This window comes from Mycobacterium sp. IDUB_1, assembly GCF_055419625.1.
This window is the reverse complement of record NZ_JBVAYA010000007.1, coordinates 103,725-127,867: the sequence shown is the minus strand read 5'-3', so window position 1 is coordinate 127,867 and position 24,143 is coordinate 103,725. Positions and strand designations below refer to the sequence as shown.

General features: G+C 68.0%; 25 protein-coding genes. 19 read left to right on the top strand and 6 right to left on the bottom strand.

Features of this window, described 5'->3' with window-relative positions; translation table 11 throughout:
- Window positions 1-28: 28 nt before the first annotated feature.
- A complete protein-coding gene (locus tag ACZYYX_RS28425; protein WP_463818169.1) occupies window positions 29-1,027 on the bottom strand; it encodes a YncE family protein in 999 nt (332 codons plus the stop codon).
- Between the two features lie 177 nt (window positions 1,028-1,204).
- Between ACZYYX_RS28425 and ACZYYX_RS28420 the strand changes: the two genes are divergently transcribed.
- From ACZYYX_RS28420 to ACZYYX_RS28380, 9 genes are all read left to right on the top strand, one after another.
- Entirely contained in the window at window positions 1,205-1,516 is a 312-nt protein-coding gene (locus ACZYYX_RS28420) for a hypothetical protein (protein ID WP_463818168.1), read from the top strand.
- Window positions 1,517-1,560: 44 nt separating this feature from the next.
- Window positions 1,561-2,391: an undecaprenyl-diphosphate phosphatase gene (locus ACZYYX_RS28415; RefSeq protein WP_463818286.1), complete on the top strand. Its 831-nt coding sequence runs from the start codon at window positions 1,561-1,563 to the stop codon at window positions 2,389-2,391.
- A complete protein-coding gene (locus ACZYYX_RS28410; RefSeq protein WP_463818167.1) occupies window positions 2,388-3,098 on the top strand; it encodes a histidine phosphatase family protein in 711 nt (236 codons plus the stop codon). The genes ACZYYX_RS28415 and ACZYYX_RS28410 overlap by 4 nt, the downstream gene beginning before the upstream one ends.
- A 42-nt stretch (window positions 3,099-3,140) precedes the next feature.
- Window positions 3,141-3,728: a DUF3090 domain-containing protein gene (locus tag ACZYYX_RS28405; protein ID WP_463818166.1), complete on the top strand. Its 588-nt coding sequence runs from the start codon at window positions 3,141-3,143 to the stop codon at window positions 3,726-3,728.
- The gene (locus ACZYYX_RS28400) at window positions 3,712-4,551 is read left to right on the top strand and encodes an SCO1664 family protein (protein ID WP_463818165.1); all 840 of its coding nucleotides are present in this window, start codon (window positions 3,712-3,714) and stop codon (window positions 4,549-4,551) included. The genes ACZYYX_RS28405 and ACZYYX_RS28400 overlap by 17 nt, the downstream gene beginning before the upstream one ends.
- 17 nt (window positions 4,552-4,568) lie before the next feature.
- Window positions 4,569-5,336, top strand: coding sequence for a 3'(2'),5'-bisphosphate nucleotidase CysQ (locus ACZYYX_RS28395; protein WP_463818164.1), 768 nt, complete (start codon window positions 4,569-4,571; stop codon window positions 5,334-5,336).
- A gap of 78 nt (window positions 5,337-5,414) precedes the next feature.
- On the top strand, window positions 5,415-6,653 hold the full coding sequence (gene mshC, locus ACZYYX_RS28390) for a cysteine--1-D-myo-inosityl 2-amino-2-deoxy-alpha-D-glucopyranoside ligase (RefSeq protein ID WP_463818163.1): 1,239 nt from the start codon (window positions 5,415-5,417) through the stop codon (window positions 6,651-6,653).
- Window positions 6,654-6,676: 23 nt separating this feature from the next.
- Window positions 6,677-7,558, top strand: a complete 882-nt coding sequence (locus ACZYYX_RS28385; protein ID WP_463818162.1) for an SDR family oxidoreductase — start codon at window positions 6,677-6,679, stop codon at window positions 7,556-7,558.
- Entirely contained in the window at window positions 7,555-8,547 is a 993-nt protein-coding gene (locus ACZYYX_RS28380; protein WP_463818161.1) for a patatin-like phospholipase family protein, read from the top strand. Before ACZYYX_RS28385 ends, ACZYYX_RS28380 begins: the two co-directional genes overlap by 4 nt.
- On the opposite strand, the gene ACZYYX_RS28375 is transcribed toward ACZYYX_RS28380, so the two are convergent.
- Window positions 8,544-9,422, bottom strand: coding sequence for a PAC2 family protein (locus ACZYYX_RS28375; protein ID WP_463818160.1), 879 nt, complete (start codon window positions 9,420-9,422; stop codon window positions 8,544-8,546). The two genes, ACZYYX_RS28380 and ACZYYX_RS28375, sit on opposite strands and share 4 nt — an antisense overlap.
- Before the next feature lie 249 nt (window positions 9,423-9,671).
- Between ACZYYX_RS28375 and metH the strand changes: the two genes are divergently transcribed.
- Window positions 9,672-13,454 (top strand): methionine synthase, encoded by a 3,783-nt coding sequence (metH, locus tag ACZYYX_RS28370; RefSeq protein WP_463818159.1) that lies wholly within the window; start codon window positions 9,672-9,674, stop codon window positions 13,452-13,454.
- A 4-nt stretch (window positions 13,455-13,458) separates the two neighbouring features.
- Window positions 13,459-14,034, top strand: a complete 576-nt coding sequence (locus ACZYYX_RS28365) for a pyridoxamine 5'-phosphate oxidase family protein (protein ID WP_463818158.1) — start codon at window positions 13,459-13,461, stop codon at window positions 14,032-14,034.
- On the opposite strand, the gene ACZYYX_RS28360 is transcribed toward ACZYYX_RS28365, so the two are convergent.
- A complete protein-coding gene (locus ACZYYX_RS28360; RefSeq protein ID WP_463818157.1) occupies window positions 14,022-14,675 on the bottom strand; it encodes a nitroreductase in 654 nt (217 codons plus the stop codon). The two genes, ACZYYX_RS28365 and ACZYYX_RS28360, sit on opposite strands and share 13 nt — an antisense overlap.
- Window positions 14,676-14,912: 237 nt before the next feature.
- Here ACZYYX_RS28360 and ACZYYX_RS28355 point away from each other — a divergent pair, with 237 nt between their 5' ends.
- The 8 genes from ACZYYX_RS28355 to ACZYYX_RS28320 all read left to right on the top strand — a co-directional run bounded on the left by ACZYYX_RS28355 (window position 14,913) and on the right by ACZYYX_RS28320 (window position 21,952).
- On the top strand, window positions 14,913-15,590 hold the full coding sequence (locus tag ACZYYX_RS28355) for an HAD family hydrolase (RefSeq protein WP_463818156.1): 678 nt from the start codon (window positions 14,913-14,915) through the stop codon (window positions 15,588-15,590).
- Window positions 15,591-15,678: 88 nt separating this feature from the next.
- Window positions 15,679-17,151, top strand: coding sequence for a sugar porter family MFS transporter (locus ACZYYX_RS28350; RefSeq protein WP_463818155.1), 1,473 nt, complete (start codon window positions 15,679-15,681; stop codon window positions 17,149-17,151).
- A gap of 51 nt (window positions 17,152-17,202) precedes the next feature.
- Entirely contained in the window at window positions 17,203-17,484 is a 282-nt protein-coding gene (locus tag ACZYYX_RS28345) for a phosphoribosyl-ATP diphosphatase (protein ID WP_463818154.1), read from the top strand.
- Between the two features lie 14 nt (window positions 17,485-17,498).
- Entirely contained in the window at window positions 17,499-18,341 is an 843-nt protein-coding gene (gene hisG / locus ACZYYX_RS28340) for an ATP phosphoribosyltransferase (RefSeq protein WP_463818285.1), read from the top strand.
- Between the two features lie 38 nt (window positions 18,342-18,379).
- Complete coding sequence (locus ACZYYX_RS28335; RefSeq protein ID WP_463818153.1) at window positions 18,380-18,862, top strand: DUF4126 family protein; 483 nt, start codon at window positions 18,380-18,382, stop codon at window positions 18,860-18,862.
- Window positions 18,863-18,866: 4 nt separating this feature from the next.
- Window positions 18,867-20,237, top strand: a complete 1,371-nt coding sequence (locus tag ACZYYX_RS28330) for an FAD-containing oxidoreductase (protein WP_463818152.1) — start codon at window positions 18,867-18,869, stop codon at window positions 20,235-20,237.
- A 70-nt stretch (window positions 20,238-20,307) separates the two neighbouring features.
- On the top strand, window positions 20,308-21,021 hold the full coding sequence (locus tag ACZYYX_RS28325; RefSeq protein ID WP_463818151.1) for a TetR/AcrR family transcriptional regulator: 714 nt from the start codon (window positions 20,308-20,310) through the stop codon (window positions 21,019-21,021).
- Window positions 21,005-21,952 (top strand): R2-like ligand-binding oxidase, encoded by a 948-nt coding sequence (locus ACZYYX_RS28320; RefSeq protein ID WP_463818150.1) that lies wholly within the window; start codon window positions 21,005-21,007, stop codon window positions 21,950-21,952. The genes ACZYYX_RS28325 and ACZYYX_RS28320 overlap by 17 nt, the downstream gene beginning before the upstream one ends.
- On the opposite strand, the gene ACZYYX_RS28315 is transcribed toward ACZYYX_RS28320, so the two are convergent.
- Genes ACZYYX_RS28315 through ACZYYX_RS28305 form a run of 3 tightly spaced genes read right to left on the bottom strand, consistent with a single transcriptional unit; the run spans window position 21,949 to window position 24,109 of the window.
- Window positions 21,949-22,374 (bottom strand): pyridoxamine 5'-phosphate oxidase family protein, encoded by a 426-nt coding sequence (locus ACZYYX_RS28315; protein WP_463818149.1) that lies wholly within the window; start codon window positions 22,372-22,374, stop codon window positions 21,949-21,951. The two genes, ACZYYX_RS28320 and ACZYYX_RS28315, sit on opposite strands and share 4 nt — an antisense overlap.
- Window positions 22,375-22,424: 50 nt before the next feature.
- Window positions 22,425-23,222, bottom strand: coding sequence for a thioesterase family protein (locus ACZYYX_RS28310; protein ID WP_463818148.1), 798 nt, complete (start codon window positions 23,220-23,222; stop codon window positions 22,425-22,427).
- The gene (locus tag ACZYYX_RS28305) at window positions 23,219-24,109 is read right to left on the bottom strand and encodes a RecB family exonuclease (protein ID WP_463818147.1); all 891 of its coding nucleotides are present in this window, start codon (window positions 24,107-24,109) and stop codon (window positions 23,219-23,221) included. The genes ACZYYX_RS28310 and ACZYYX_RS28305 overlap by 4 nt, the downstream gene beginning before the upstream one ends.
- Window positions 24,110-24,143: the final 34 nt, after the last annotated feature.

Below are 24,143 nucleotides of genomic sequence, written 5' to 3'. Positions count from 1 at the left end.
CGCTGTTCTCGGCTCTTCGCGCAAGCGCTCATCGCGTCGCCCCGGGGATCACCTGGACACCGTCGCCACTGCCGGACACCACATACAGGGTGTCCGACGCATCGTCGAATGCCAGTGTGTTCGGTTGCCGCACGGTTCGATATCGCACCTTCTCGACGGGTATCCCAGTCGCCAGATCGTATCCAACGACCGTGTTGGTCGCCGTCTGGGCAACCCAGGCGAGTCCGGTTTTCTTCCCGCTGCCCGATGCGGTCAGCCCGTACGGCGCATCCGGTACGGGGTAGCGCTGGCGCAACATCAGCGGATCGACCCCGTAGACGAGCAGTTCACCGCCCCGGGTGTCGGCGACCAGGACGCGGCCGTTGGGGTCGGCGGCCATCGTGGTCGCGCCATCACCGGCGCGCAGTGCCAGATCGGCCGCGGTCCCGTCGGTGTTCAGGCTGGTCACCGACGTCTGCCCACGGTCGAGGACCACCGCGGTGTCGCCCTGGGTGACGATGTCGTCCACTCGGGCGAAGATCTTCAGCGACGCGGCGACCTCGTTGTCCGGTGACAAGGTGTAGACCGTGCCGCCCGCGTCGCCGAGCACCATCCTGCCGTCGCTGCGCCGCGCGATTGCGGTGAACTCCGCGTCCTCACGCCCGGCGATCGGCACCTGGGAGACAGACCGTGTCCTGACGTCGACCACCGAATAGCCCCCGCGCAGGGCCACCGTCACCTTCCCTGGCCCGTCGGCGGACATCGCCGTGGCGCCACCGGGAAACCGAATCGGGTTCTGCGCGCCATCCGGGCTCATGACCGTCACCGTCGCTCGATCCGGTGCGTCGGCGCTCAGCACGACCAGCGCGCGAGTGGCCGGGTCGACGAGCGCAGCGAACGCACCGGCGGGGCCTGGCCGCACGCTGCCTGCGGGCGAAGCGGTCACCGGCGGTGAGTCAGCGGCGCGGGCCGGTGAGATCGTCGGCGGCGGGGCATCCGCCTTGTCCGAGGAACAACCGGCGACCAGCAGGATTGTCAGCGCCACCACACCGTGACGAAACGGCAGACAAACTCTGTTTGAACGGCGCTGCAATGGGTAGCTCCCCGTCGTGCGTCCAGATCTTGATCGAACAGCCAGTGTAGGCGCCAGAAATTCCGCATTCGGAAAGGCCTTTCGGCCCTATCCGGACGGTGCGAACGGCTGGGCGAGCGTATGGTACAGACCATGACACTGGCCATGGACCGCAGCGCGAGCCTCCGCGGCTTCGTGCTCGAGGACATCATCACCGGTGTGCATGCCAGTGGCTACGGCCAGGTGGGGGACGGACGCACCTTCTCGTTCCACCTCGAGCGGCTCTGGCTCGTCGTCGAGGTGTACCGGCCCCGCCTGCGCGGCCTGGTCCCGTCGAACGAGGACATCGTTGCCATGGCCACCCGCAAGCTCACCGACATCGATCTGACGGATGAGCGGAGCATGGCCGCGGCGGTGCGCGACGCCGTCGCCGAAGCGCGTCCGGTGGCGCGGAACGGACGCTGACACCGCGCCACGGTACGGTCGTCGACGTGACTGACGCCCCCGCCATGTCGTGGCTTCAGGTCGTTGTTCTCTCGATCCTCCAGGGCCTCACCGAGTTCCTACCGGTGTCGTCGTCGGGGCATCTCGCGATCGCGTCGCGCATCTTCTTCGACGACGATGCCGGCGCGTCGTTCACCGCGGTCAGCCAGCTGGGGACCGAGGCGGCAGTGCTCCTGTACTTCGCCAGAGACATCGGACGCATCATCAAGGCCTGGTTCAACGGCCTCTTCGTCGCCGCGCATCGCAGTGCCGACTACTGGCTCGGCTGGTGGGTGATCATCGGCACTCTGCCGATCGGCATCATCGGTCTGCTGTTCAAGGACCAGATCCGCACCGGCGCGCGCAACCTCTGGTTGGTGGCCACCGCGCTGATCGTGTTCTCCGCCGTGATCGCCGCGGCGGAGTACTACGGCCGGCAGGCCCGGCGGGTGGAAGAGCTCACCTGGCGCGACAGCGTCATCGTCGGCTTCGCCCAGTGCCTGGCGCTGGTGCCGGGCGTCTCACGGTCGGGTGCCACGATCAGCGCCGGGCTGTTCCTCGGGATGAACCGCGAGCTCGCGGCCCGCTTCGGCTTCCTGCTCGCCATCCCGGCGGTGTTCGCCTCCGGCCTGTTCTCGCTGCCCGACGCGTTCGACCCGGTCGGCGAGGGCATGAGTGCCACGGGACCTCAACTGCTGGTCTCCACGGTGATCGCGTTCGTCGTCGGATTCGCCGCGGTGGCCTGGTTCCTGCGCTTCCTCGTCCGCCACAGCATGTACTGGTTCGTCGGCTACCGCGTCGTGCTCGGCACGGTGGTGCTGATCCTGCTCGGCACCGGGGTGGTCGCAGCGACATGACCGTTCTCCTGCTGAGGCACGGGCGCTCCACGTCGAACACCGCCCACACGCTGGCCGGCCGCTCCGAAGGGGTGGACCTCGACGACCGCGGGCGCGAGCAGGCCCAGGCGCTGGTCGAGCGGCTCGGCTCGTTGCCGATCAGGGCGATCGTGCGCTCGCCGCTGCTGCGGTGCGAACGCACCGTCGAGCCGCTGGCCGCCGCGCTGGGCCTCGAACCGGTCGTCGACGAGCGGATCGTCGAGGTCGACTACGGGTCGTGGACCGGCCGCACGATAGGCGAGCTGGTGAAGGAACCGTTGTGGGCCGTCGTGCAGCAGCAGCCCAGTGCGGCGGTGTTCCCCGACGGGGAGGGCCTGGCGGCTGTGCAGGCGCGCTCAGTGGCTGCCGTGCGCGAACACGATCGGCGGCTTGCCGAGGTGCACGGGGCCGACGTCCTGTGGATCGCCTGTACCCACGGCGACGTCATCAAGTCGGTGCTCGCCGACGCGCTCGGCACGCACCTCGACAGCTTTCAGCGCATCAACGCCGACCCGGCGTCGATCAGCGCCATCCGCTACACGGCGATGCGGCCGTTCGTGATCCACGTCAACCACACGGGTTCGGCGCTGAACTCCGCGCTGACGACTCCACCGGCGGCAGAAAAAGCCGACGCGAAGACCGACGAGGTGCCCAGTGGTGACGCCGTGGTCGGCGGTTCAACCGGATGAGCTGCGCACGGCATTTTGGACGACGGTATTTTGGGCAGAGTCATGTCCCGTGAAATTCACGTCTTCCGCACACCCGACCGTTTCGTGGCCGGGACCGTCGGCGAGCCCGGGAACCGGACCTTCTACTTGCAGGCCGTGCACGACACCCGCGTGGTCTCGGTGATCTTGGAGAAGCAGCAGGTGGCCGTGTTGGCCGAACGGATCGCAGCGCTGCTGCTGGAGATCAACCGCCGCTTCGGGACACCGATCCCGCCGGACACCGGTGAGGTCGACGATCTGAGCCCGCTCGTGACGCCGGTCGACGCGGAGTTCCGGGTCGGGACGATGGGACTGGGCTGGGATTCGGAGGCGCAGACCGTCGTCGTGGAGCTACTCGCGGTTTCCGACACCGAATTCGATGCGTCGGTGGTCCTCGACGACGCCGAGGACGGGCCCGACGCGGTGCGGGTCTTCCTCACTCCCGAATCCGCGCGTCAGTTCGCGACCCGGTCGAACCGGGTCATCTCGGCGGGCCGGCCCCCGTGCCCGCTGTGCGACGAACCACTGGACCCCGAGGGCCACATCTGCGTCCGAACCAACGGCTACCGGCGCGGCGCGCTGGCCGGGTCCGACGATGACGACGACGTCTGAGGTCCTCGAGCGCGGTGAACTGAGTGTCCTCGGACGCATCCGCTCCGCGAGCAACGCGACGTTCCTGTGCGAGGCGACGCTGGCCGACGAGGTCGTGCACTGCGTCTACAAGCCGGTGCGCGGCGAGGCCCCACTGTGGGATTTCCCCGACGGCACCCTGGCGGGCCGCGAGGCGTCCTCGTACCTGATCTCCGAGGCGTTGAGCTGGAACCTGGTGCCGCACACCATTGTTCGTGACGGTCCGGCCGGCCCGGGCATGGTGCAGCGATGGGTGGACCAGCCCGGTGACGCGGTCGCCGGCGGCGACGATGGTGACGAGGGCGACGACGAGACTGCCGAGCCGACCGGTCCCGATCTGATCGACCTCGTGCCCGCAGGCAAGGTGCCGCCCGGCTTCCTGCCGATCCTGCAGGCCTACGACTACGCCGGCGACGAGGTGACGCTGGTGCACGCCGACGACGACCGGCTGCGCCGGCTCGCCGTGTTCGACGTGCTGATCAACAACGCCGACCGCAAGGGCGGTCACGTGCTCAGCGGTGTCGACGGCCGCGTGTACGGCGTCGACCACGGCGTGACGTTGCACACCGAGGACAAGTTGCGCACCGTGCTGTGGGGGTGGGCGGGCAAGCCGGTCGACGATCAGACGCTGGCCGACATCGAGAGGCTCCGCGACGCCTTGGGCGGCGACCTCGGCGCCGAGCTGTACTGTCACATCACGCCGGCCGAGGTCGCCGCGTTGCACGCCAGAGTGGTTGCGCTGCTGCGTAATCCGGTGATGCCAACACCTGACCGGCGCCGTCCGATCCCGTGGCCCGCGTTCTGATGCGGTCTACTGATCCGGTGGACCTGACCGACGCAGCGCTGGCCGCGACCGTGGCCGCCGAGGCCGGTGAGCTGCTGCTGTCGATGCGCACGCAGTTCGGGTTCTACGACCCCTACGAGCTCGGCGACGCCGGTGACATGCGCGCCAACACGCTGATCCTGGATCGGCTGCATCGCGCCCGCCCCCACGACGCAGTGCTCTCCGAAGAGGCCGCCGACGATGTCTCGCGCGTCCATGCCGACCGGGTGTGGATCGTCGACCCCGTCGACGGCACCCACGAGTACTCGATGCCCGGCCGGGCGGACTGGGCCGTCCACATCGCGCTGTGGCAGCGCACCAACGAGGGCGGGGGAGCGATCACCGATGCCGCGGTCGCCCTCCCTGCACGCGGCGAGGTGTACCGCACCGACACCGTCGCACCGCCGCCACCCCGCGCCGACGGCCCCATCCGCATCACTGCCAGCTCGAGCCGGCCGCCGGCGGTGCTGTGGCGCATGCGCGACGAGCTCGACATCCAGCTGGTGCGCATCGGGTCGGCGGGTGCCAAGGCGATGGCGGTGGTGCGCGGCGACGTCGACGCCTACATCCACGCCGGCGGGCAGTGGGAATGGGACTCAGCCGCACCGGCGGGCGTGCTGTGGGCCGCGGGACTGCACGCCACCCGGATCGACGGCTCGCCGCTGATCTACAACCGCCGCGACCCGTACCTGCCCGACCTGCTGATGTGCCGCCCCGAGGTCGCCGAACCGCTCCTGGGCGTCATTCACTCGGTCGGTCGGCGGTGACCCCCGCAGGCCACGGCGGCGCCGGGAATGAATCGGCCCGCGGCGTTGTCGCACACCCTGATGTCTAGAGTCGATGCCATGCAATCGTGGTCGGCGCCGAGTGTTCCGGTGCTCGCAGGTCGGGGTCCGCAGCTGCGGCTCTACGACAGCGCCGACCGTCAGGTGCGCCCGGTCAGCGCGGGTGCCACCGCCACCATGTACGTCTGCGGGATCACGCCCTACGACGCCACGCATCTGGGCCACGCGGCCACTTATCTGACGTTCGACCTGGTGCACCGCGTCTGGCTGGACAGCGGCCACGACGTGCACTACGTGCAGAACATCACCGACGTGGACGACCCACTGTTCGAGCGCGCCGAGCGCGACGGGATCGGGTGGCGCGAGCTCGCCGACCGCGAAATCGACCTGTTTCGTGAAGACATGGCCGCGATGCGCGTGGTACCTCCCCGCGAGTACGTCGCCGCCACCGAAGCCGTCAACGAGGTCGTCGAGGTCACCGAGAAGCTCCTGGCGTCCGGCGCGGCCTACGTTGTCGACGACGCGCAGTACCCCGACGTCTACTTTCGGGCCGACGCCACCGTCCAATTCGGGTACGAGTCTGGCTACGACCGCGACACGATGCTCACGCTGTTCGCCGAACGTGGCGGCGACCCCGACCGGCCGGGCAAGGCCGATCCGCTCGACGCTCTGCTCTGGCGGGCGGAGCGCCCCGGGGAACCCAGCTGGCCTGCGCCGTTCGGGCCGGGCCGACCGGGCTGGCACGTCGAGTGTGCGGCGATCGCGCTGACCCGGATCGGTACCGGACTCGACATCCAAGGCGGCGGAAGCGATCTGATCTTCCCGCACCACGAGTTCTCCGCCGCCCACGCCGAATGTGTCACGGGGGAGCGGCGATTCGCCCGCCACTACGTGCACGCCGGCATGATCGGCTGGGACGGCCACAAAATGAGCAAGAGCCGCGGCAACCTGGTGCTGGTGTCCCAGCTGCGCCGCGACGGCGTCGACCCCGCCGCGATCCGACTCGGCCTCTTCGCCGGCCACTACCGGGAGGACCGTTACTGGAGCCCCGCGGTCCTCGAGGAGGCGCAGCAGCGCCTCCACCGGTGGCGCAGCGCGACCTCACTGTCCGGCGCGCCGGACTCCGCAGACGTCATCGCCCGGGTCCGGCAGTACCTCGCCGACGATCTGGACACGCCCAAAGCCATTGCCGCGCTGGATGGTTGGGCCACCGACGCGCTGTCCTACGGCGGCCACGACGCCACCGCCGCGCAGACGGTCGCCACCGCGGTCGACGCCCTGCTGGGAATCGTGCTCTGACCCTCGTGGAGTAGGTTGCCGCCATGGCATCGGTGGCAGGCAAGACGGCATTCATCACAGGCGGGGCCCGGGGCATCGGCGCGGAAGTCGCGCGCCGACTGCACGCCAGAGGCGCGAACCTCGTCCTCACCGATCTCGACGACGGCCCGCTCGCGGAGTTGGCCGAGGAACTCGGTAGCGCGCGTGTGCGCACCGTGATCGCCGACGTGCGCAGCCTGCCGGCGATGGAGGCCGCGGCCGCCCAGGCGATCGAGACGTTCGGCGGCATCGACATCGTGGTGGCCAACGCCGGCATCTCCACGTACGGCTCGGTGCTGCAGGTCGACCCCGAGGCGTTCCGCACGTTGATGGACGTCAACGTGACCGGCGTGTTCCACACGGTGCGCGCGACGCTGCCCGCGGCGTTGGACCGACGCGGCTACGTGCTGATCGTGTCATCGCTCGCGGCCTACGCGGCCGCACCCGGGCTGGCTCCCTACAACGCATCCAAAGCCGCCGTGGAGCACTTCGCCAACGCGCTTCGGCTCGAAGTGGCCCACCGCGGGGTCGACGTCGGATCGGCACACATGTCGTGGATCGACACCCCGCTGGTGCAGGACGTCAAGAAGGACCTGTCGACGTTCCGCGAGATGCTGAGCAAGCTGCCGTACCCGCTGAGCAAGACGACCTCGGTCGAAGCCTGCGGCAAAGCGTTCGTCGCCGGCATCGAGGGGCGCAAACGCCAGGTGAACTGTCCCGGCTGGGTGGGTGCCATCCGGTTGCTCAAGCCGTTGCTGTCCACCCCGCTCGGGGAGCAGCCCGTCCGTCGATTCGTGCCCGATCTGTTGCCGCGGATGGACGCCCAAGTCGCGGCACTCGGCCGGTCGATGGGTGCCCGCACCCACGAGTTGGAAAAGCGGTCGTGACGACGGCAGATCTGGTCCTCTCGGGCGGCGGAGTCAAGGGGATCGCATTGGCCGGCGCAGTGGCGGCCCTGGTCGAGGCGGGATACACACCCCATCGGGTGTCGGGCACCTCAGCCGGAGCGCTGGTGGGCGCCGTCCTCGCCGCAGCCGCCCAGCACGGCGAGCTGAACCCGGCGATGCTCAGCGATCTCGCGATGACCATCGACTACCGGCGCTTCCTGGACCCGGGCCCGATCGAACGCATCCCGGTCCTCGGACCGCTGCGCGGCGTCGTCAGCGGCGACGGCATCTACCGTGGGCAGGCGCTGCATCGCTGGGTGGACGAGCAGCTGGCGCGCTTCGGGGTCAGGACGTTCGCCGATCTGGCGATCGACGATCCGTCTCTGCCTCCAGAACGGCGCTACCGACTGGTGGTCACGGTCGCCGATGTCACCCGCGGCCAGCTGGTGCGCCTGCCGTGGGACTACCGGCGCGTCTACGGCCTCGATCCCGATCAGCAGTCGGTGGCCGATGCGGTGCGCGCCTCGACAGCCATCCCGTTCTTCTACCGTCCCGCAATCCTGACCGGCGCCGACGGGACGGAGTCGACGCTGGTCGACGGCGGGCTGCTGTCGAACTTCCCGATCGACTCGCTCGACCGCACCGACGGTGGGCGGCCGCGCAGGCCGACGTTCGGCGTGACGCTGCTGCCGACGCTCCCCGCCGAGAACGAACAGGTGATCCCTGCGCTTCGGCCGCTGCACCTGTTCGGCGGCCCGACCCTGCTCGAACAGGTGGTCACCACGATCCTGGTCGGGCGCGACCAGGCTTACCTGGATCAGCCGTGGGTCAGCGCGCGAACGATCCGTATCGACACCAGCGACGTCGGGGTCCTGGATTTCGACCTGTCGCAGCCGCAGAAGACCGCCCTCTACGACGACGGCGTTCGGGCCGGGGAGGCCTTCCTGAGCACGTGGAACTGGCAGGAGTACCTGTCCCGCTTCCGCTAGCGGCCGCGCCTGCGCAGGTAGCGCTCGAACTCCGCCGCCAACGCGTCACCGTCGATCTTGCCCAGCGCGTCGTTCATGTCGACCTCGGCGTCGCCGCGCTCCTCGAGGGACTGCACGTACTCGGCGATCTCGTCGTCCTCGGCGGTCATCTCGCTGACCGCCTGCTCCCACTCCTCGGCCTGGGCCGGCAAGTCGGCCAGCGGCACCTCGATGTCGAGGACGTCCTCGACGCGGCGCAGCAACGCCACCGTCGCCTTCGGATTGGGAGGTTGGGACACGTAGTGCGGCACCGCAGCCCAGAACGTCACCGCGGGGATGCCGGCCTGGACGCAGGCGTCCTGGAACACCCCTGCGATACCTGTCGGCCCCTCGTAGCGGGTCTCCTCCAGACCGAACGTCTTCGCCGAATCCGAGGAGTAGGCCGCCCCGGACACCGGCACAGGGCGGGTGTGCGGAGTGTCGGCCAGCAGCGCGCCGAGGATCACGACGGTCTGCACGTTGAGCTTGTCGGCGATCGCCAGCAGTTCCGCGCAGAACGTGCGCCACCGCATGTTCGGTTCCACGCCGTGCATCAGCACGATGTCGCGGTCGGCCCCCGGCGGCCGGCAGTGCGAAATCCGCATCGAGGGCCACACCAACTCGCGGGTCACGCCGTCGACCTGCCGGATCACCGGCCGATTGACCTGATAGTCGTAGTAGGACTCGTCGTCGATCTCGACGATCGTGTCCGCCTCCCAGATCGCGTCGAGATGCTCGACTGCATCGCTGGCCGCGTCACCCGCGTCATTCCAGCCCTCAAAAGCCGCAACGACGATCGTGTCGCGCAGGTCGGGCAGGTCAGGTCGCTTGGGACCGCCGAAATCCGGGTGGGTCACCAATCCAGCCTAAGCCCTCCGGGGGTCAGATGACGGGCATCGACCCGCCCCCCGGTGCGGCACCGGTGGCCTCCGACGAAATAGGCTCGGCAGCACACGGGTTGATCCCCAGCAGGCCACCAGCGACAGGCGTCCTGAAGTCGGTTGTGCAACGACGTAGACTCATGCAGGTCGAGAGGCGTTGCAACGGGTCCCGGTGGTATCCGCCGGTATCCGCCACGCTCGGCAGAGTCAAGGACGCCTTCCGTCATGGAAGGAGTGCACGTGACTGCTGTTACATCGAGCACTACAGCAACTGACTTCACGCCGAACGTCCGCCCGGACTGCACCGAAGAACTGCAGGCCGCGCTGCGCGAACGCATCTTGGTGATCGATGGTGCGATGGGTACGGCGATCCAGCGGGACCGGCCCGACGAGGCGGGGTACCGCGGCGACCGGTTCACCGAGTGGCCGACCGCACTGCAGGGCAACAACGACCTCTTGACGTTGACGCAGCCGCAGATCATCGAGGGCATCCACCGGGAGTACCTCCAGGCGGGCGCCGACATCCTCGAGACCAACACGTTCAACGCGAACGCGGTCTCACTCGCCGACTACGACATGGCCGATTTCAGCTACGAGCTGAACTACGAGGGCGCCGCGCTGGCCCGCAGGGCCGCTGACGAATTCAGTACCCCCGACAAGCCGCGCTACGTCGCCGGCGCGATCGGACCGACGACACGTACCGCGTCGATCTCCCCGGACGTCAACGACCCCGGTGCCCGCAACGTCTCCTACGACCAGCTGGTGGCCGCCTACCTCGAAGCCGCCAACGGCCTGGTCGACGGTGGCAGCGATCTGCTGATCATCGAGACGATCTTCGACTCGCTGAACGCCAAGGCGGCGGTGTTCGCGGTGGAGACGCTGTTCGAGCAGCGGGGCCGCCGCTGGCCGCTGATCATCTCCGGCACCATCACCGATGCCTCCGGCCGCACCCTGTCCGGTCAGGTCACCGAGGCCTTCTGGAACGCGATCCGGCACGCCAGGCCGATCGCCGTGGGGCTGAATTGCGCGCTGGGCGCCCCCGAGATGAGGCCCTACATCGCCGAGGTCGCGCGCATCGCCGACACGTTCGTCTCCTGCTACCCCAACGCCGGTCTGCCCAATGCGTTCGGCGAGTACGACGAATCGCCCGAGCGGCAGGCCTCCTACATCGCCGAGTTCGCCGAAGCGGGCCTGGTCAACCTCGTCGGCGGATGCTGCGGCACCGCGCCGCCCCACATCGCCGAGATCGCCAAGGTCGTCGACGGCGTGAAACCCAGGGATGTGCCCCGCGTCGACATCGCGACCCGGCTGTCGGGCCTGGAGCCGCTGAACATCACCTCCGATTCGCTGTTCGTCAACATCGGTGAGCGCACCAACATCACCGGGTCGGCCCGGTTCCGCAACCTGATCAAGGCCGAGGACTACGACAGCGCACTGTCGGTGGCGTTGCAGCAGGTCGAGGTCGGTGCGCAGGTCATCGACATCAACATGGACGAAGGCATGATCGACGGCGTCGCCGCGATGGACCGGTTCACCAAGCTCATCGCGGCCGAACCCGACATCAGTCGCGTGCCGGTGATGATCGACTCCTCGAAGTGGGAGGTCATCGAGGCGGGCCTGAAGAACGTGCAGGGCAAGCCGATCGTGAACTCGATCTCGCTCAAAGAGGGCGAGGAGAAGTTCGTCCGCGAGGCGCAGCTGTGCCGCAAGTACGGCGCTGCGGTGGTCGTGATGGCCTTCGACGAGCAGGGCCAGGCCGACAACCTGGAGCGCCGCAAGGAGATCTGCGGGCGGGCCTACCGCATCCTGACCGAAGACGTGGGCTTCCCGGCCGAGGACATCATCTTCGACCCGAACTGCTTCGCACTCGCCACCGGCATCGAGGAGCACGCAACCTACGGCATCGACTTCATCGAGGCGTGCGCCTGGATCAAGGAGAACTTGCCGGGCGTGCACATCTCCGGCGGCATCTCGAACGTGTCGTTCTCGTTCCGCGGCAACAACCCGGTGCGCGAGGCGATCCACGCGGTGTTCCTGTTCCACGCCATCAAGGCCGGCCTGGACATGGGCATCGTCAACGCGGGCGCACTGGTGCCCTACGACTCGATCGACCCGGAGCTGCGGGACCGCATCGAAGACGTCGTGCTGAACCGACGTGAGGACGCTGCCGAACGGCTGCTGGAGATCGCCGAACGGTTCAACAAGACCGACAAGACCGAGGAAGTCGGCGCTGCCGAGTGGCGCTCGCTGCCGGTGCGCGAACGCATCACCCACGCCCTGGTGAAGGGCATCGACGCCCATGTCGACGACGACACCGAGGAACTGCGCGCCGAGATCGAGGCGGCCGGCGGGCGACCGATCGAGGTCATCGAGGGTCCGCTGATGGACGGCATGAACGTCGTCGGTGACCTGTTCGGGTCCGGCAAGATGTTCCTGCCCCAGGTGGTGAAGTCGGCGCGCGTGATGAAGAAGGCCGTGGCGTATCTGCTGCCGTTCATCGAGGCGGAAAAGGCTGCGCCCGTCGAAGGTGAGGCAGTCAAGAAGGACACCAACGGCACGATCATCATGGCGACGGTCAAGGGCGACGTCCACGACATCGGCAAGAACATCGTCGGCGTCGTGCTGCAGTGCAACAACTACGAGGTCATCGACCTCGGCGTGATGGTGCCCGCACAGAAAATCCTCGACGCGGCCAAGGAACACAACGCGGACATCATCGGGCTCTCGGGTCTGATCACGCCGTCGCTCGACGAGATGGTGAACTTCGCGGTCGAGATGGAACGCGAGGGTCTCGAGATCCCGCTGCTGATCGGCGGGGCGACGACGTCGCGCGCCCACACGGCCGTCAAGGTCGCGCCGCGGCGCAGCGGACCGGTGGTGTGGGTCAAGGACGCGTCGCGTTCGGTGCCCGTCGCCGCGGCCCTGCTGGACGACCGCCAGCGGCCGGCGCTGCTCGAGGCCACCGCTAAGGACTACGCGTCGCTGCGCGAGCGGCACGCTCAGAAGAACGAGCGGCCGATGCTGACGCTGGAGAAGGCGCGCGCCAACCGGACACCGATCGACTGGGACGGCTACACGCCGCCGGTGCCGGCTCAGGGTCTCGGAGTGCGGGAGTTCCTGGATTACGACCTGGCGGAGCTGCGCGAGTACATCGATTGGCAGCCGTTCTTCAACGCCTGGGAGATGAAGGGTCGGTTCCCCGACATCCTGAACAACCCGGCCTCGGGTGAGGCGGCCCGCAAGCTGTACGAGGACGCCCAGGAGATGCTCGACATCGCGATCAAGGAGAAGTGGCTGACCGCCAACGGGGTCATCGGCTTCTTCCCCGCCAACGCCGTCGGTGACGACATCGAGGTCTACACCGACGAGAGTCGCACCGAGGTGCTGACCTCGCTGCGCAACCTGCGCCAACAGGGCGAGCACCGCGACGGGATCCCCAACCGCAGCCTCGGCGACTTCATCGCGCCGAAGGACACCGGGTTGGCCGACCACGTCGGTGCCTTCGCCGTGACGGCGGGGCTGGGCAGCGGCGACAAGATCGCGGAGTTCAAGAAAGCCAACGACGACTACAGCGCGATCCTGCTGGAGTCGCTGGCCGACCGGCTGGCCGAGGCGTTCGCCGAGCGCATGCATCAGCGGGTGCGGCGGGAGTTCTGGGGCTACCAGCCCGACGAACAGCTGGCCAACGAGGAGCTGATCGGGGAGAAGTACGTCGGAATCCGTCCTGCGCCAGGCTATCCCGCCTGCCCGGAGCACACAGAGAAGGTGACGCTGTTCGATCTGCTCGACGTCACCGAGCGCACGGGCATCGAGTTGACCGAGTCGATGGCGATGTGGCCCGGCGCGGCGGTCAGCGGCTGGTACTTCTCCCATCCGCAGTCGCAGTACTTCGTGATCGGGAGACTGGCCCAGGACCAGGTCGCCGACTATGCCCGGCGCAAGGGCTGGACGCTGGCCGAGGCCGAGCGGTGGCTCGCACCGAATCTGGGCTACAACCCGGAGGACTGACCAGGTGGCGAAGGAGTTCGCGCGACTCGACGAGTCGCTGCGGGAGTTCATCGCCGCCCAGGCGATGTTCTTCGTGGCGACGGCGCCGTCGTCGGGAGGTCGGATCAACCTGTCGCCCAAAGGGTATCGGGACACCTTCGCGATCCTCGACGAGCACACGGTCGCCTATCTCGACCTGTTCGGCAGCGGCGCGGAGACGATCGCACACCTGCGCGACAACGGCCGGATCACCGTCATGTTCTGCTCGTTCAGCCGCCAGTCGCGCATCCTGCGGCTGTACGGAACAGGGCGGGTCGTCCGGCCGGATGACGCCGAGTTCGCGCGCGTGGCATCGTGTTTCGACGGGGAGCATCCGGGAGTCCGGGCGGCTATCGTGGTCGACGTCGAGCGCATCGCCGACGCCTGTGGGTTCGCGGTGCCGTACTACGACCTCGTCGACGAGCGGCCGGTGCTCGACGACTACCACGCCACGGTGAGCGAGGAGAAGTTCGCCCGGCGCATCGCCGGAGACAACGGGCGCAGCATCGACGGACTCCCAGCCCTGGAACCCGACCACCCGCTGCCGCGTCAGCCGTCGTAGACGACGACGTTGTCGGCGACGGCGTTGCGGGGGATGTCGAGGAAGTTCGCCGCGAACGTCGGATCGGCGTAGCCGACGCAGAGACCACACAGCACGGTCAGATCGTCGGGAATGTCGAGAACTTCGCGGGCCACGTCAGGGTAGAGCGCGGTGGACACCTGCAGACAGGAGTCGAGTCCGCGGTCGGTGAGAGCCAGCAGCAGAGTCTGGAGGAACATGCCGACGCCGAGAGCGTCGGGCAGCCCCAGATCGCGATGCATGCAGACGATCCCTGCGACCGGTGCGCGGAAGAAGTCCCAGTTGCGCAACTGGGCGTTCCAGCGCCCCTCGGCGTCGTCTCGCGCGACGCCCATCGCGCCGTAAATCAGGGCACCCAGCTGGCGCCGCAGGTGGCTGTGCGATTCCGGGATGCCCAATGACGGCGGCGGGGTCTGCCGCACCGCGGCCGTGAGCGCGGCAGCAAGGCGGTCGCGCCGGGCGCCGGTGGCCAGGAACAGCCGCCAGGGCTGGACGTTGGAGTTCGACGGTGCACGCATCGCAAGGGTCAGCGCTTCGTTGAGCAATTCCTGCGGAACAGGTTTGTCGGGCAGGAACATCCGTGTGGAGTGCCGACGTCTGATGATCTGGTCGAGGTCTGACACGGTGCCTCCTGGCCGGCGGCCGATACGCGGGGATCTTTACGGGGTTGCGGGTTCAGCATTGTCGACCGGCGCGACCATGTCGACACCCGGCCGGCCGAGCATGGTCACCAGGACGCGCATCGGACGGAGCCTGGCACACCCGTGGTCTGCGCGCGCTCTCGCCGCGGCAATGTGATCGTCGCCTCGGTGCGGGTCGCAGATTGGCTCGCCGCGGCGCACCCGTGACACAATTGCCGGGTGCAAGCGGTGCTGTGGGATATGGACGGCACGCTCGTCGACTCCGAAAAGCTGTGGGACGTCTCGCTGTCTGCCCTCTACGAATCGTTCGGCGGCGAGATGAGTCGCACGACCCGGACCGCGCTCGTCGGGGCCTCGGCGGAGGAGACGATGGTCACCGTGTACGCGGAGTTGGGCCTCGATCCCGATCCGGCCGCGATGGCTGATTCGATCCGGTGGCTGCACACCTACACCGGAGAGCTGTTCGACCGAGGCCTGCCGTGGTGTGACGGCGCCCGCGAGATGCTCGATTCGCTTGCCGCAGAAGGCGTTCCGATGGCTCTCGTCACGAACACCCAGCGTGCGCTGACCGAGCGGGCGCTGAACAGCATTGGTAGACACTATTTTTCGGTGACGGTCTGCGCCGACGAGGTGGCCAGCGGCAAACCGGAACCCGACCCGTACCTGCGTGCGGCGGAGCTGCTCGAGCTGCGGCCTGCCGAATGCCTGGCAGTGGAGGATTCGGTCACCGGGGCGGCAGCGGCGGAGAAGGCCGGCTGCGCAGTGTTGGTGGTTCCCAACGACGTGCCCGTCCCCGGCGGTATTCGGCGCCGGCACGCTGATTCGCTCACCGGTCTCGGTGCCGCCGACCTGCGGCGCATCTTCGTCGAGATCGATCGCGAGCTGCGCAGCGCATAAACCCCCGCACTTGTGGGAATGCACCCGACCGTCGGTCACGAGTGATTGAATGTGACGGGTATCACGCAACGGTGCGGAAGGGTGTCTGATGGCCGGTCACGGTGGTCCAGTCGGGGAAGGCCCCGAGATCTTCGCCAAGGACGAGGACTTCTCCTCGGGCAAAACCGCGATCCGCATCGCGTCGGTCGCGGCGCTCGGCGGGTTGTTGTTCGGCTACGACAGCGCGGTGATCAACGGGGCGGTCGACTCCATTCAGGAAGACTTCGGTATCGGCAACGCCGAGCTGGGCTTTGCGGTGGCCTCGGCACTGCTCGGCGCCGCCGCCGGCGCGATGACGGCGGGTCGCATCGCCGACAAGATCGGCCGCATCGCGGTCATGAAGATCGCCGCGGTGCTGTTCCTCATCAGCGCCTTCGGCACCGGTTTCGCGCACGAGGTGTGGACGGTGGTGCTGTTCCGAGTCGTCGGCGGCATCGGCGTGGGTGTCGCCTCGGTGATCGCGCCGGCCTACATCGCAGAGACGTCCCCGCCCGGAATCCGCGGACGGCTCGGCTCGCTGCAACAGCTGGCCATCGTGTCGGGCATCTTCGCCTCGTTCGCGATCAACTATCTGCTGCAATGGCTCGCCGGCGGTCCCAACGAGCCGCTGTGGCTGGGCCTCGATGCCTGGCGGTGGATGTTCCTGGCGATGGCGGTGCCCGCGGTGCTCTACGGCGCGCTAGCCTTCACCATCCCCGAATCGCCGCGCTATCTGGTTGCCAGCCACAAGATTCCCGAAGCGCGCCGCGTCCTGACGATGCTGCTCGGGCAGAAGAACCTCGAGATCACGATCAGCCGCATCCAGGAAACGCTGGAGCGCGAGGACAAGCCGTCCTGGCGCGATATGAAGAAGCCGACCGGTGGGATCTACGGCATCGTCTGGGTGGGCCTGGGCCTGTCGATCTTCCAGCAATTCGTCGGTATCAACGTGATCTTCTACTACAGCAACGTGCTGTGGCAGGCCGTCGGCTTCAGCGCTGACGACTCCGCGACCTTCACCGTGATCACGTCGGTCATCAATGTGCTGACCACGCTGATCGCCATCGCGCTGATCGACAAGATCGGCCGCAAGCCGTTGCTGCTGATCGGGTCGACGGGCATGGCGGTCACGCTGATCACGATGGCGGTGATCTTCGGCCAGGCGACGCTCAACCCCGACGGGACTCCCAGCCTGCCCGGCGCGTCCGGGACGATCGCTCTGATCGCGGCCAACCTCTTCGTCGTCGCGTTCGGCATGTCCTGGGGCCCGGTGGTGTGGGTGCTGCTCGGCGAGATGTTCCCCAACCGCATCCGCGCCGCCGCGCTCGGCCTCGCGGCCGCAGGGCAGTGGGCGGCCAACTGGCTGATCACTGTCACCTTCCCCGGCCTGCGCGAGCACCTCGGCCTGGCATACGGCTTCTACGGCCTGTGCGCAGTACTGTCGGGGCTGTTCGTGTGGCGCTGGGTGATGGAGACCAAGGGCGTGTCGCTGGAAGACATGCACGGCGAGATCCTGCACCAGGACAAGACCGCCGCCGGCTAGGGCTCTCCAGCCGCGTTCGCCACCGACCGATCGCGGCTCTTCCTGCCCGGCGTGACAGAATCGGCCAACGTGAAGACCTTCGACGCCCTGTTCGCCGAGTTGAACGAGCGGGCCCACACGCGGCCCGCAGGCAGCGGCACCGTCGCCGCGCTGGACGCCGGGGTACACGGCATCGGCAAGAAGATCCTCGAGGAAGCCGGTGAGGTGTGGCTGGCCGCCGAGCACGAGAGTGACGACGCGTTGGCCGAAGAGATCAGCCAGCTCCTCTACTGGACGCAGGTCCTGATGCTCTCGCGCGGTCTCACGCTCGACGACGTGTACGGGAAGCTCTGACCGTGGCCCCCACCCTGCGCGTCGCCGTCCCCAACAAGGGCGCCCTTAGCGAATCGGCGTCGGAGATCCTGTCCGAAGCCGGCTATCGCCGCCGGACGGACCCCAAGGACCTCACGGTCGTCGACCCGGCCAACAACGTCGAGTTCTTCTTCCTGCGGCCCAAGGACATCGCGATCTACGTGGGTTCGGGGCAGCTCGACCTCGGCATCACCGGCCGTGATCTTGCGGCCGACGCCGACGCCCCTGTGAAGGAGCGGCTTGCGCTCGGCTTCGGCGCCTCCACCTTCCGCTACGCCGCCCCCGCCGGCCGCGACTGGCAGATCTCGGACCTGACGGGCAAACGCATCGCGACCGCCTACCCGAACCTGGTTCGAAAAGATCTGGCCGACAAGGGAATCGAAGCCACCGTCATCAGGCTCGACGGAGCCGTGGAGATCTCCATCCAGCTCGGGGTGGCCGACATCATCGCCGACATCGTCGGATCGGGACGCACCCTCGGGCTGCACAACCTGGTGGCTTTCGGCGAATCCCTCTGCGATTCCGAGGCGATCCTGATCGAGCGCGCCGATTCCGCGCCGAATCCCGCGCGTGACCAGCTGGCCGCGCGGGTCCAGGGCGTGGTGTTCGGTCAGCAATACCTGATGCTCGACTACGACTGTCCCCGTACGGTTCTCGATCGAGCGACAGAGGTGACGCCAGGTCTGGAATCGCCGACCATCGCGCCGCTGGCCGATCCCGCGTGGGTCGCCGTCCGGGCGCTGGTGCCGCGCCGCGACGTCAACGCGATCATGGACGAACTCGCCGCCATCGGCGCCAAAGCGATCCTGGCATCGGACATCCGGTTCTGTCGCTTCTAGCGTGTTAGCGTCGCGGTTTCCAACGACGGAGGTCGCAGATGACGCAGGTCCTTGTTCTCGTGTTCGCGCTCTTGATCGGGGTGATCGCTGGCCTGCGTGCCATGACCGCCCCGGCCGTCGTCGCCTGGGGTGCACTCCTGGGCTGGATCGGCGTCGACGGCAAATGGTCGGAGTGGGTGGCACACCCCATCACCGTCGCCGTGCTGACGATCCTGCTGGTCGTCGAACTCGTGACGGATCAGCTGCCGAAGACGCCGAGCCGAAAAGTGCCGCCCCAGTTCATCGCCCGCCTGATCACCGGCGGCTTCGCCGGCGCAGTCATCGGCAGCGCGTCCTTCCACACCTTCATCGGGACCGGGGCCGGCATGATCGGTGCCGTCCTCGGCACGTTGGCCGGGGCCGAGCTCCGCAGCCGCGTCGCCGCGGCACGCGGCGGCAATGACCGCCCCGGCGCGTTCGGCGAAGACGCACTCGCCGTCATCGGTGGTGTCGTGGTCGTCTTCCTCGTGAGCCTGAGCTAGCTCCATGACACAGAAATTCGACGCGATCATCGTCGGTGCGGGACAGGCAGGCCCACCGCTGGCCGGCCGACTCACCGCGGCGGGGCAGAAGGTCGCCGTCATCGAACGCAAACACGTCGGTGGAACCTGCGTCAACACCGGCTGCATTCCCACCAAGACGCTCGTCGCCAGCGCCCATGCCGCCCATATCGCCCGACGCAGCGCCGACTTCGGCATCGGGACCGGGGACGTCACCGTCGACATGGCCGCGGTCAAGGCGCGCAAGGACCGCATCAGCATCGGCGACCGGGAAGGCCTCGAATCGTGGCTGGACGGCATGGACGGCGCCACGCTGATCCGCGGCCACGCGCGCTTCGACGACCCGCACACCCTGCGCGTCGACGACCAGGTGCTCGAAGCCGACCGCATCTTCCTCAACGTCGGCGGCCGTGCCGTCGCCCCGGACATGCCAGGGCTCGCCGACGTCGACTACCTGACCAATGTCGGCATCCTCGAACTCGACGTGGTGCCCGAGCATTTGGTGATCATCGGCGGCAGCTACATCGCACTGGAGTTCGCCCAGATGTACCGGCGTTTCGGCGCCGAGGTGACCGTCGTCGAGAAGGGCCCCCGGCTGACCTCCCGGGAGGACGAGGATGTCTCCGCGGCCATCCGAGAGATCCTCGAAGGCGAAGGCATCCAGATCGTCACCGGGGCCGAGGGCATTTCATTTGCCAAGCAGGAGAACGCATTCACGGTCACACCGCACGCCGGCGCTGATCCGATCGCCGGATCGCACCTGCTCGTCGCAGTCGGGCGACAACCCAACACCGACGACCTCGGACTGGACGCCGCCGGTGTCGAGACCGACAAGCACGGCTACATCACCGTCGATGACCAGCTGCGCACCAATGTCGCCCACATCTGGGCGATGGGGGACTGCAACGGCCGCGGCGCGTTCACCCACACGTCATACAACGACTTCGAGATCGTGGCCGCCAACCTTCTCGACGACGATCCGCGCCGGGTCAGCGACAGGGTGATGACCTACGCGCTCTACATCGACCCGCCGCTCGGTCGCGCCGGCATGACCGTCGACGAGGTGCGCCGTTCGGGACGGAAGGCACTGGTGGGCAAGCGGCCCATGACGCGGGTCGGGCGAGCGGTGGAGAAGGGCGAGACGCAGGGCTTCATGAAGGTCGTCGTCGACGCGGAGACCGAACAGATTCTCGGCGCCGCGATCCTCGGCGTCGGAGGCGACGAGGTGATCCAGGACATCCTCGACGTGATGACCGCGAAGCTGCCCTACACCGCGATCTCACGCACCATGCACATCCACCCGACGGTCAGTGAGTTGGTACCGACGATGCTGCAGGAGCTGACCCCGCTGGACTGAGCGCCGCCCCTTGACTGTGGCATGAGTCACAGTAATATGACCAGTGGTCATATCAAGCCTGGGAGGCGCGATGCCCACGGTCACCTGGTCCCGTCTCGGCGGCGAACGCCGGGCTGCGGTGGTGGCCGCGGCCGAGGCCGAGTTCGCCGCCCACGGCTTCTCCGGAGGCAGCCTCAACGTCATCGCCCGGCGCGCGGGGGTCGCTAAAGGCAGCCTCTTCCAGTACTTCGCCGACAAGCGCGACCTGTACGCACACATCACCGACGTCGGCAGTCAGCGGGTGCGGACGTACATGGAAGACCAGATTCGCGACCTCGACCCGACCCGGGCGTTCTTCGACTTCCTCACCGACCTGCTCGACGTCTGGGTGGCCTACTTCGCCGAGCATCCCCGGGAGCGGGCCCTGCACGCCGCGGCCAGCTTCGAGGTCGACACCGATGCTCGGGTCAGCATCCGCGCGGTCGTCCACCGCCATTACCTTGAGGTGCTGCGACCACTCGTGCACGGCGCGCGTGAGCGCGGCGACGTGCGTCCCGACGCCGACCTCGACGCGCTGTTGTCGCTCCTGCTCATGCTGTTGCCCCACCTCGCGCTCGCGCCCTATGTGCGCGGCATGGATCCGTTGCTCGGTCTCGACGAACTGTCGCCGGATCAACCGGCCTTGGTCGTCCGCCGATACGTCGCGGTGCTCGCCTCCGCTTTTGGATCCCACGGATCCCACGCTCGTCAGACCTTGCCCATCGCATCGCATGAAGGAGAACACCCCTATGTCCCACACCCCTAGGACACGTTCGGATTCGCTCGCCGCGGGCGGCCTCAACTGGGACAGCTTGCCGCTCAAGCTCTTTGCCGGTGGTAACGCGAAATTCTGGAATCCCGCCGACATCGACTTCTCCCGCGACCGAGCCGACTGGGAGGGGCTGACCGATCTGGAACGCGAGTGGGCCACCCGGCTGTGTGCGCAGTTCATCGCCGGCGAGGAGGCCGTCACCCAGGACATCCAGCCGTTCATGGCCGCCATGCGGGCAGAGGGCCGCCTCGGTGACGAGATGTATCTGACGCAGTTCGCGTTCGAGGAGGCCAAGCACACGCAGGTGTTCCGGCTCTGGCTCGATGCCGTCGGGGTCACCGACGACATGCAGGTCTTCCTCGACGACCTGCCCACCTACCGCACGATCTTCTACGAAGAGTTGCCGGCCTCACTCGATGCGTTGGTCTCCGACCCGTCGCCGGCCGCCCAAGTGCGGGCGTCGGTGACGTACAACCACGTCATCGAAGGCATGATGGCGTTGACGGGATACTATGCGTGGCACCGCATTTGCGTCGACAACAACATCCTTCCCGGGATGCAGGAACTGGTCCGCAGGATCGGCGACGACGAACGGCGACACATGGCGTGGGGCACATTCACCTGCCGGCGCCACGTCGCCGCCGACGACAGCAACTGGGCGGTGTTCGAGAGCCGCATGAACGAGCTCATCCCGTTGGCGCTCAAGAACACCGACGACGCCTACGACCTCTACGACGAGATCCCATTCGGCCTGGAGAAAGACGAGTTCCAGGCCTACGCCGCCGACAAGGGGATGCGCCGATTCGGCACGATCAGCAGCGCGCGAGGTCGACCGCTGGCCGAGATCGATGTCGACTACTCGCCGCTGCACCTCGAGGACACCTTCGCCGACGAGGACCGCAAGGCGCTGGCTACTTCTGCCTAGAGTTCGTCGGAAAAGTCCGCGGTGAGCCAGCGGTCGGGGCGGACCAGGAAGATCACGCTGTGGCCGCCCTCCATGGATGCCACGAACGCGCGTCCGCCCTCCTCGCCGAGGTAGCGGATCGCGATGGTCTCCTGGATGTCCCGGGGCGACGGGTCCAGTGTGTCGACCACGGTGCCCTCGACGGTGACGTATTGGTACGGCGGCTCCTCGCGCTGGACCACCAGGGTGATCGCCCCAGCCTCGCGGATCAGTCGCGCTTTGCGCGACGACGCACTGGTGTTGATGCGGATGAGACCGTCGACGTAGTCGTACCAGATCGGAACGCTGGCCGGCGGCCTGCCGTCCGAGGCCGCCACCGCCAGCACACCCACGTGCAGATCAGTGAGGAACTTCTGCCGTTCGTCGTCCGAGAAAGCCTTCATGGTGAGGCGCAACAGTGCCGCAGATCACTGTTATTCCCGCGGCAGCTGCCTCACGCCTGGCGCTGCACGAACAGCGTCTGGGCGCAGGTGCCGACGAACCCGCTGCGGTCGAAGACCTCGGCGGTGGTGACCCCGATGCCGTCAGGGCCGATCGACGCCCGCGCGCGCAGCCCGAAGTCCTGGCCAACGGGGAGCCGATGCAGGTGCACAACGGTGTCGGTGTTCATGAAAACGAATTGCGTGGGATCGAGAACCGCGCCCGTACCGTTCGCCGAATCGACGACCATCGCCAGACGTTGCAACGCCGTCGTCGGCTCCGAATCCACGAGCGGCACAAGGGGAGTGAGCCACGCCTCGAACGCTGCGCCCGGCGCGGTGGCCTGCCTGCGCCAGCTCACCGTCTCCAGGTACCCGGCGGCGCCGTCCCAAGCGTGCGTCAGGCCGGCCGTCTCGCCCTCGGGCATCGGGGGGTAGCGGTCGATGGCGGCATCGGCGGTGTCGCTGGTCGCCAACAGCCAGGCCGTCACCCTCGCGACTGCCCGCGTGGTGCCGTCCGGGCGGTCGACTACCATCTCGGCGACCATCAGCGCGATCCGCGTACCGGGCCGGTCCACCCACGCGCGCACCTTCACCTGCTCCACCGGGATCGCGCCGAGGATGTCCAGGGTCAGGCGCCCGACGCGCATGCCGGTGCCTTCGGCGAGGCGCTCGATCGCCCTGGTCAGCAGAGCCAGCGGCGGCGAGCCGTGCTGGATCTGCGGATCCCAGTTGCTGCGGGTGCCGTCGGTGGACTCGAACACCGCGAACTCGCCGTCGACGCCCCGGGAGCGGAACAGGCAGTCGATCACGCCGCGGTCCCCGGCGCGCGCAACACCGCATCGGGATCGCCGTCATCGGGAGGGCCGGCGGGGATCTGCGGCCAGCCCGGGTAGGGGGGCGGGGTGCCGCCGAACGCCGGGCAGAACGACTGGTAGGCGCACCAGCCGCACAGTCGCGACGGGTTGGGCCGAAAATCGCCTGTGGCGCCGGCAGATTGGATGGCAGTCCAGATGGCCATCAGCGTCTTCTCGAACCTCAGGAGCTCGTCGAGTTCGGGGCTGTAGTCGAGGACCTGTCCGTCGGCGAGATAGATCAGCCGCAACCGCGTCGGCTGCACGCCACGAGAACGCAGCAGCGCCACGGCGTAGAACTTCATCTGGAACATCGCCTTGAACTCGGCCAGCGCGCGAGCCGCGGGCGGCGCCTTGCCGGTCTTGTAGTCGACGACCCGCACCTCGCCGGTGGGCGCGACGTCGATGCGGTCGATGAATCCGCGCAGCAGCGTGCCGTCGGCCAGCTCGACCTCGACGCGCTGTTCACATGCCTGCGGATCGAAGCGCGTCGGGTCTTCCAACCGGTAGTAGCCCGCCAGCAGCGTCCTGGCCTCCTTGAGCAGGACGGCGCGCATCTCGGGGCCGATGTCGTCGGCCAGTGCCGGCTTCTCGGCGAGCACGCGCTCCCACGCCGGGGACGCCAGCTCCAGTGCCGCCTCCGGCACCCGCTCGGCGGCCGGCAGCAGGTACAGCTGCTCCAGTGCGGCGTGCACCACCGATCCGCGCACCTGCGCCGTCGACGACGGCTCGGGTAGACGGTCGATCGCGCGGAACCGGTACAGCAGCGGGCACTGCTTGAAATCGCTGGCCCGCGACGGGGACAGCGCCGGCCGGCGTATCTCCCGATCGGGCTGCTCGTTCACGAATCCCACCCTAGAACCGGCCGCCGACAGATCG